This window comes from Tardiphaga sp. (assembly GCF_025356345.1).
In the GTDB taxonomy this organism is placed as follows: Bacteria; Pseudomonadota; Alphaproteobacteria; order Rhizobiales; family Xanthobacteraceae; genus Tardiphaga.
Genome location: NZ_JANXTC010000151.1, coordinates 45,440 through 54,176, shown reverse-complemented (window position 1 = coordinate 54,176; position 8,737 = coordinate 45,440). Strand labels below are relative to the sequence as shown.

Sequence of the window (8,737 nt, the reverse complement as noted above, 5' to 3'; positions counted from 1 at the left end):
GAACAGCGAATGGGCGCGCAGTGCCTGGTTGATGTGGTGCACGACGGAGACGTTCTCGACGTCGTACAGCGTCTCGCCCTTGAGCTGGCCGGCGTCGCGCAGCAGGGTCTCGATCTTCTCCATGCCGTCTTCGGTCAGCGTTACCGTGCGCTGCTTCTCGTCGACCTCGAAGTCGGTCTTCTTCTCCAGCTTGGGCAGGAAGGTGTCGATGGTGTTGTAGAATTCCGAGCGGTCGTCGAGCGGGCCGGAGATGATCAGCGGCGTGCGCGCCTCGTCGATCAGGATCGAGTCGACCTCGTCGACGATGGCGTAGAAATGGCCGCGCTGGCACATGTCCTCGAGTCGGTACTTCATATTGTCGCGCAGGTAATCGAAGCCGTATTCGTTGTTGGTGCCGTAGGTAATGTCGCAGGCATAGGCGGCCTGGCGCTCGCCGTCGTCGAGGCCATGGACGATCACGCCGGTGGTCAGGCCGAGAAAGCCGTAGATCTGGCCCATCCAGCCCGAGTCGCGCTTGGCGAGATAGTCATTCACGGTGACGACATGGACGCCCTTGCCGGCCAGCGCGTTGAGGTAGACGGCGAGGGTGGCGACCAGGGTCTTGCCTTCGCCGGTCTTCATCTCGGCGATGTCGCCCTCATGCAGCACCATGCCGCCGATCAGCTGGACGTCGAAATGGCGTTGGCCGAGCGTGCGCTTGGCGGCCTCGCGGACGGTGGCAAAGGCGGGGACCAGCAACTCGTCCAGCGTCTTGCCGGCGGCGATCTGCGCCTTGAACTCGGCGGTGCGCGCCTTCAGGGCCTCGTCGGAGAGCGCCGCGATCTCGGGCTCCAGTGCGTTGATGGCCTCGACGCGGGTGTTGTAGGCCTTGATGCGGCGGTCATTGGCGGAGCCGAAGAACTTGCGGGCGAGCGCGCCGATCATAACGAAATCCTGTCTTTGCCGTTCGGCTTTGCTGCCGTGGGGTGGTCCGATGGAGACGCATGTCGGTATCGACACGCCTCCCCGGGGCCCCGAAAGGGGGAGGCCACGAAAATGGCGCGGGGATGACGTAATCAAGGGTTCAGGGGCCAAAGCGTTCCGATGGCCCATGCACAGCCGAAATCGCGCCTTCGCCACCGGCCTAGTTTGGCACAGATATGGCTGCGACAGAGGGTTGTCAACGTCTCCACTTCGGCGCGAACCTGTCAAGGATTTCATCATTTTGACAGAGTTTTCGCGTTGCCAATTGCAGTCATTTAAGTGAGTGTCCCGCCGATCCCGACAGGCCACCTTCCGAGACAAGGATTTCCCATGACGTTCCCGATGCCCGACAAGAAACCGGGCCAGCGCCCGGGCCTCGCACTCGCCAGCATCACCGGCGCCTTCGCCCTGGCGATGCTGTCCAGCTTCCCGGTCTATGCCCAGGATAGCAGCGCCGCCAACCCGGTTCTCGCCAAGGTCAACGGCTCCGAGATCCGCCAGAGCGACGTCACGATTGCCGAAGAAGAACTCGGCGCCAGCCTCGCCCAGATGGACCCGGCGACCAAGAAGGACAATGTGCTGTCGTTCCTGATCGATATGAAGATCGTCGCCAAGGCCGCCGAGGACAAGAAGATCGCCGACCGCGATGATTTCAAGACCAAGCTGGCTTTCGCCCGCAACCGCCTGCTGATGGACAATCTGCTGGCCGTTGAAGGCAAGGCGGCGGTCACCGACGACAACATGAAGAAGGTCTATGACGACGCCGCCAAGCAGATCACTGGCGAAGCCGAAGTCCACGCCCGCCATATTCTGGTGGAGACCGAGGCAGAGGCCAAGACCGTCGAGGACGAACTGAAGAAGGGCGCCGATTTCGCCGAACTGGCCAAGAAGAAGTCGAAGGATCCGGGCGCGGCCGATGGCGGCGATCTCGGTTTCTTCACCAAGGACCAGATGGTGCCGGAATTCTCCGCGGTCGCTTTCGCGATGGAGCCCGGCAAGATCTCGGATCCGGTGAAGTCGCAATTCGGCTGGCACGTCATCAAGGTCGAGGAAAAGCGCAACCGCCAGGCGCCGGCCTTCGAGCAGGTCAAGCCGCAGATCGAGACCTATGTGGTGCGCAAGGCGCAGGCCGACTACGTCACCAAGCTGCGCGAAGGCGCCAAGGTCGAGCGCATGGACCAAGCCGCCGCGACCCCGGAAGTCGCCAAGCCCGCCGAAGCCCCGAAGGCTGACACGCCGAAGCCGGCCGACAGCAAGATGGCCCCTGCGAAGAAGTAAGCAGGCGAAGCTCCTTTCTTCCCTTCTCCCACGGCCGCCGCGCAGCGGCGGCTGGCGGGAGAGGGTGGCGCGCCGCGCAGCGGCGTTCGAGCGTTTTCGCTGAAAGTAACGATCCAAAAAAAGCCCGCCCTCTTTGCAGAGCGCGGGCTTTTTGCTGACGGACTTCGTCTCAGCCGATCTTGCGACCAATATCCAGAAACTTCTGCCGGCGCTGCTGGCGGATCGTCGCGGGGTCCAGCCCGCGCAGATCGTTGAAGGCCTCGGCGATCGCGTCGCCGGTGGTGGCGATCATCAAAGCCGGGTCGCGGTGCGCGCCGCCGGCCGGCTCTTTGAGGATTGAATCAATGACGCCGAAGCGCAGCAAATCCTGCGCGGTGATCTTCATGTTGGTGGCGGCTTCCTGCGCCTTGGCGGAATCGCGCCACAGGATCGAGGAGGCGGCTTCCGGCGAGATCACGCTGTAGATCGCGTGCTCCAGCATCAAGACGCGGTTGGCGGTGGCGATCGCGATGGCGCCGCCGGAGCCGCCTTCGCCGATGATTACGGCGACGTTGGCGACGCCGAGCCCGAGACAAGTGTCGGTCGAGCGCGCGATCGCCTCGGCCTGGCCGCGTTCCTCGGCGCCGATGCCGGGATAGGCGCCGGCGGTGTCGACCAGCGACAGCACCGGAATGCCGAAGCGGTCGGCCATTTCCATCAGCCGGACAGCCTTGCGGTAGCCTTCCGGCCGCGCCATGCCGAAATTATGCTTCAGCCGGCTTTCGGTGGAGTTGCCCTTTTCCTGGCCGAGGATGCAGACCGCCTCGCCGCGAAACCGGCCGAAGCCACCGATCAGCGCCTCGTCGTCGCCGAATTTGCGGTCGCCGGCCAGCGGCGTGAATTCGGTGATCAGCGCCTCGATGTAGTTCATGCAATGCGGCCGGGTCGGCCAGCGCGCCACCTGGGTCTTCTGCCACGGCGTCAGATTGGCATAGAGCTCGTTCAGCGTCTGCGCCGCGCGGTCCTCGATGCGAACGATCTCGTCACCGATATCGCTGCCGCCGGCGGCGAGCGCGCGCAACTCGTCGAGCTTGGATTCAAGTTCGGCGACCGGCTTTTCGAAGTCGATATAGCTGCGCATGTTTTCGGACATTCAAAAGATATGGGGACGAGGCGTGGCCGGCGAAACTGCCGTCGCCCGCTTTTCAAGTCAAATGGGCCGCCGAGTCAAGCGGCGGCGTGGCGATTATGTTTGTTAAATCAAGAGGTTAATTTTTGGCTGCCGGGGGTGCGATTTGCTCCCGTCGGGTTCCGGTGCGCGACGCCGCGGCGGCACCTCGGCACCTCGGCACCGTCTGCGCGGTTCCGCGTTAACTTTTGGTTAACCATCGGGAGCGCTAGGTGAGGTTGCGACGGCGTCGAATCACTAACCAAAAACCATCGCGCGATTTCATCAAGTCCGGATCTCTACGGAGAGACCGCCGTACGCCCGTCGTCGTGACGGGCGCGAGTTCCTTCGCATCGATCGGCAGGCCGGAACCGACAATAGTCGGACGCGGAGCCGGTGGGCGACCTTTCACCCGAACGATCCGGAGTAGACCAGTGGCAACCCTTGCGTTGGCGCGCCGCCGCATGCTGGCTGGCGGCATCAGCATGGTTCTGATCGCGGCGCAGTCGCTGCCAATGGCCGGATCGGCATGGGCCGCCGGCGCCAACGTCGGTGCCCCGAACCCGATGTCGCCGACGCCCACCCCGGTGGTGACGAGCGCGGCAATTGCAAATCCATCGGTTGGCGGCGGCGGTTGCTCGCAGCAATATACCCACGGCATCAGCCAGGCGACGAACAGTGCGCTCACGGCCAACGACGTCGGCATCGCGCTGAACGCCACGGGTGCGGCGGCCAGCGTCGTCGGATTGACCGCGCAATCGGTGTCTGAGGCCGCCGCCGGCGTATCCTATGGGATCATGGCTGGCGGACTCGTCGCCGCGGCTGCTGGGTCCGCTGCACCGGGTGGGGCTGCGCCGGGGCTCGGCACGGCGGCAGGGGCCGCCACGGCCCTGAGTCTGGACTCGGCCGCCGGATCGGTGGCGACCGCGGCGGCGGCGGTTGGCGCCGCTTCAAGCGTCGCCGGCATCGCCAGCCAGGTTGCCGGAACGGTGTTCGCGCATCAGGCGCAGAATCTTACCGACTACGCCAACACGCTTGATTCATGCGATACCGCATTCACCGGAACGGTGACGGTGAAGGCGGGCGGCGTCGACGTCACCGGCGACTCCGTATTCAGCGGCAAGGTCGGCATCGGCAGCTCCTTGAATGTGGCCGGCAATATCGATGCCAGCACCTTCGCGGCCACCCAGGGTATTTCGGCCTTCGGCGGCGCGATCACGATCGGTGATCCCGGCCTCACCACCTATTCGAGCGGCATCACCTTGGGCGGCGGCGCGCTGTCCGGTGCCGGCACCGGCGGATTTCAGGCCTTTACCGGGGACGTCACTGCGATCGCCATCGGCAATAATGCAAGGGCGAGCCAGATCGGCTCGCTGGCTTTCGGCACCGGGGCCACCGCCACGGGGCTGAATGCGACCGCGATCGGCACCGGGGCACAGGCACTCGCCGACACCTCGGTGGCGATCGGGTTCGGCGCGCTGGTGTCGGCGGCGGCCGGCGCGGGCTCGTTCGCCGGCGGCACCTCCACGGTGGTGGCCGGCACCGGCGCGCTGTCGATCGGTAATTTGAACGCGGCCTCCGGCAACGGCGCGGTCGCCAGCGGCAATACCAACCGCGCGGTCGGCGACGGCGCACTTGCGAGCGGCGATAACAATATCGCGCTGGGGCAGGCCGCGATTGCGCTGGGGCAAGGCTCCAACGCCACCGGGGCCGGGGCGATGGCCCAGGGCCAGGGCGCCAGCGCCCAGGCGGTCAATGCCATCGCTTTGGGGACCGGATCGGCCGCGTCGGCTCTTAACGCAACCGCGGTCGGCAGTTCCTCGCAAGCGCTCGCCGGCAGCACGGTCGCGATCGGGTTCGGCGCGATGGTGGCGGCGGCGGCGGGTGAAGGTTCGTTCGCCGGCGGCACCTCCAGCGTCATCAATGGCATTGGCGCGGTCTCGATCGGCCATTTGAACGTGGCGTCCGGCAATGGCGCGGTCGCGATCGGTGACCCCAATCTGGCCACGGGCACCGGGGCGGTGGCGGTCGGTGCCGACAATACTGCGACGGGTCAGGGGGCTGTGGCGACCGGCAATCTTAATGTGGCCGTGGGTCAGGGAGCCGTCACGAGCGGCAACCTGAACGCCGCGTCCGGTTTGGGCGCGGTGGCGCTCGGCGACAATAGCACCGCGCGGGGAGATGCCGCGATCGCCCAGGGTCAAGGCTCCAGCGCGCTCATGGCTGGTTCGATCGCGCTCGGTCAGAGCGCCAATGCGACCGCGAGCAATGCGATCGCGGTCGGCACGCGGTCGACCGCGTCCGGGCTGGGTTCGTCGGCCTTCGGCCAGAACGCCACCGCCGCGGCAACCAATGCCACCGCGATCGGCAACGGCGCCACAGTCGCCGCCGCCTATGAAAACTCGACCGCGCTGGGCGCCGGTGCGACGGCTTCGGCCAATAACCAGATGACCTTTGGCACCTCGAACCAAAGCTATACCGCGCCCGGCATGAACACCGATTTCAGCCGGTCCCGGCAACAGGGCCTGCTCGGCGTCGTGACTTCGGACAATTCCGGCAATCTGGCATCCGACAATGGCGCCCTCTACCGGCAGGTCGCCAGCATCAAGGCTGGCGTCGCGATCGGCATGGCGCTGTCGGATCCCACTTTGAACGGCTCGGAAAAATTCGGCATGAAAATGAACGCCAGCGCGTTCGGCGGCGTGTACGGCTACGGCTTCAGCGCGGCCGGCGTGCTCGCCCGCGGTATCCTGTCTTCGGGAGACCGGCTCACCATGTCGGGTGCCGGCGGCTGGGCGCAGGCCGACGTGTCAGGCTACGGCAAGAGCATGACGGGTGGTCGCGTCAGCGCGCAATATAGTTGGTAGAGGTACCGCCGGGGCGTTTCGGCGCGACGCGGCGCGGGCGTCGCGTCGTGGTGGCGGAAACGCGGACATGGCTTGTCTGCATGGCCCTGGCCGTGCTTGCCGTGGGGGCGCCCGGCAGCGGCGCTAACGCCGACACAAAAAGGGAATTGCTCGAGGTCAAGTCGAACACCGCGGCCGCGCCGCGATTACTGGCGCCGAATGACGAAGGCGCCGCCATTCTGGCGCATAACTCGCTGATAGCGCTCAACCACGCCAATCTGACCGGCAACTATTCGGTGTTTCGCGATCTGGCGGCGCCGGGTTTCCAAAAACTCAATTCAGCCAGACAACTCTCAACGACTTTTGCAAACATGCGGACGAACGGCATCAACCTCAGTCCGATTGTCCTCTACCAGCCGAAATTCGTCGCGGCCGCCTTGATCGACGACAAGGGCTTGTTGCGCATGACGGGATTTTACCCGACACAACCCTTGCAGGTGCATTTCAGTCTGGTCTTCGCGCCGGTGGCCGCCGTCTGGCGCCTGATTGAAATCTCGGTGTGGATGGCCGTCCAGCCCTAGCGTTTCGCGGCGCTGCTTCGGTCCGCCGCGCGGCTTCCGCGATTTTCATCCCGGGGGTAGCCGCCTTACGGGCAGCTACGTTTGAACACATCAATCGCGAACACCGGCCGGGTTTGCATGTCGGCGTAAGTGTAGTGGAACGAGCCGCCAACATCCAGGATGCGCCGCGTCTCGACATTGCCGCAGACATTCTTGATCACGGACAGCCGCAACTGGTCCTTGGTGGTGTCGTCAAATTTGGCAATATCCGTCGTGATCAGATTTTCGAAAATCATTTCGGTTTTATTGCTTCGGACACCGGTCAGGATCGTCGTCGCATCTATTCGTTTCGGCAGCCCGGTCCGGATCTTGTCCAGCGCGGATGAAATCCCGCTTTCAATGCTGGGCACGGCTGTCGTCGACGTCGGGGGCGGGAGGATCGGCACGCTCTGAACCAGCGCCAGTCCCAGCGCTCCGACGGCGGCGGCTGTGACAAGCAGGAAAGCGCCAAGCAGAAGCTTGAGCGGCATCGAGCTCTTGAGGGCGCGATGCGGATCATTCTCAATGTCGGAGTTCGCGACGGTCGGGTCTGATGACGGTGTCTCGTAAAGTTCGAGAATTTCCCAGACGCTTCCCGCAGTCTGCCACTTGCTGAAGCCGGTGCGCCACACCATCAGTTTTTCCCAGTTCGCGATCGGGTACAGCAGCGTCTTCAGTTCCGCGAGCCTGAGCGGTCCCACGGTCCTGCCATTGCCTGCGAAGTACCATGCGTCGATCATTGAAGCTGCCAGGTTGTCGAACAACTCGCAAAGCGGCGGAGGCCCGGCATCCGCCGATAGTCACGCGGGCCGGGTCGGCTGAGGCCCGCGTCGAAACTCCGGGCGCTGTTCTTGAGCTTCACTGTTAAGATGCGCTGACGTGATCAGGCAAGCAATATTAACGTTCTGGTTACGTTGATCTATCGGGGTTGAGCGGGCGGTCGTTGCGATCAGTATTTATGTCCGCGTTGAGTGAGCAGGTACGGGCATCAAGGGTAGTAGCCCGCACAAGATATCCCGTGCGTCAGCACGGATATCGCGGTCCGGCGCGGGGTGTTTGACATGTCCGTTGGGCCCCGGATGTCGCAAGGGCTGATCCGGGCTACGCGGCCTGCGCCGCCAGCCGCTTCCGCCGGTGCCACCACCAGGTCGCCAGTCCGGCGAGGGCGGCGACGAGGATCACCGCCGGAATCCAGATATGCTTGCCATAGCCGGAATGGTGCGGCGTGCCGCTATATTGGTGCAGCGCCGACACCGCCAGCACGCCGGGCAGCACATGGGCCGGCGCCCACAGGAACACCGCGAGGATGTTCACCGTATAGAATTTCAACGGCTTCATGCCGAGCGCCCCGGCGGTGACCGGGACGAAGGCGCGGATCGGCGGCACGAAGCGGCCGAAAAACACCGCCAGCGTGCCGTAGCGGTGAAAAAACGCCTCGCTCTGCGCGACGACGCGGGGATATTTCGACAGCGGCCAGATTTCCAGGATGCGGCGCTGCTGCACATGGCCGACCCAGAACGCGGTGCCATCGCCGAGCACGGCGCCGACGGCGGCCGACAGCAGTACCCAGGCCAGATCGAGCTCGCCCGACGGCACCAGCGCGCTCAGCGCCAGAATGATGGTCGAGCCGGGGATCACCGAGCCGACCACCGGCACCGCCTCCAGCAACGCCGCCAGAAACAGCGTGAGGTAGCCGAGCCAAGCATGGGCGGCGACGAAATGCGTCAGCGATTCAATCCAGGAACTCACCAAAAATCCGATCCGGCGCCCGCGCCCTTGGGTCAATCACGACCATATAGGGATGAAATCGCAAGTCGGGGGCCTGGATCCCTCGCACCCGCGACACATTTTGTGTCTTTCCGCCCTCGCCGATGCGCAGGGCAGCCTTCCAAAATCGCGTTGAC

General features: G+C 64.7%; 6 protein-coding genes and 1 pseudogene. 3 read left to right on the top strand and 4 right to left on the bottom strand.

The features are described 5' to 3' along the window. A pseudogene (locus Q0S16_RS08890) lies at nucleotides 1-924 on the bottom strand (preprotein translocase subunit SecA); the annotation flags it as partial. A 369-nt stretch (nucleotides 925-1,293) separates the two neighbouring features. Between Q0S16_RS08890 and Q0S16_RS08885 the strand changes: the two are divergent. Further along, complete coding sequence (locus Q0S16_RS08885; RefSeq protein ID WP_295847168.1) at nucleotides 1,294-2,241, top strand: peptidylprolyl isomerase; 948 nt, start codon at nucleotides 1,294-1,296, stop codon at nucleotides 2,239-2,241. A gap of 169 nt (nucleotides 2,242-2,410) precedes the next feature. Here Q0S16_RS08885 and Q0S16_RS08880 read toward each other — a convergent pair whose 3' ends face one another. Further along, entirely contained in the window at nucleotides 2,411-3,373 is a 963-nt protein-coding gene (locus tag Q0S16_RS08880; RefSeq protein WP_295847167.1) for an acetyl-CoA carboxylase carboxyltransferase subunit alpha, read from the bottom strand. 449 nt (nucleotides 3,374-3,822) lie between these two features. Between Q0S16_RS08880 and Q0S16_RS08875 the strand changes: the two genes are divergently transcribed. Together Q0S16_RS08875 and Q0S16_RS08870 are read left to right on the top strand one after the other, a co-directional pair. Then, nucleotides 3,823-6,255, top strand: coding sequence for a hypothetical protein (locus Q0S16_RS08875; protein WP_295847164.1), 2,433 nt, complete (start codon nucleotides 3,823-3,825; stop codon nucleotides 6,253-6,255). Nucleotides 6,256-6,302: 47 nt separating this feature from the next. Then, nucleotides 6,303-6,815 (top strand): hypothetical protein, encoded by a 513-nt coding sequence (locus tag Q0S16_RS08870; protein ID WP_295847163.1) that lies wholly within the window; start codon nucleotides 6,303-6,305, stop codon nucleotides 6,813-6,815. Between the two features lie 65 nt (nucleotides 6,816-6,880). Here the strand turns inward: Q0S16_RS08870 and Q0S16_RS08865 are convergent, their stop codons facing one another. Both Q0S16_RS08865 and Q0S16_RS08860 read right to left on the bottom strand, forming a co-directional pair. After that, entirely contained in the window at nucleotides 6,881-7,597 is a 717-nt protein-coding gene (locus Q0S16_RS08865) for a DUF4339 domain-containing protein (RefSeq protein ID WP_295847162.1), read from the bottom strand. A 337-nt stretch (nucleotides 7,598-7,934) separates the two neighbouring features. Continuing rightward, nucleotides 7,935-8,582, bottom strand: coding sequence for a DedA family protein (locus Q0S16_RS08860; RefSeq protein ID WP_295847159.1), 648 nt, complete (start codon nucleotides 8,580-8,582; stop codon nucleotides 7,935-7,937). Nucleotides 8,583-8,737 lie beyond the last annotated feature (155 nt).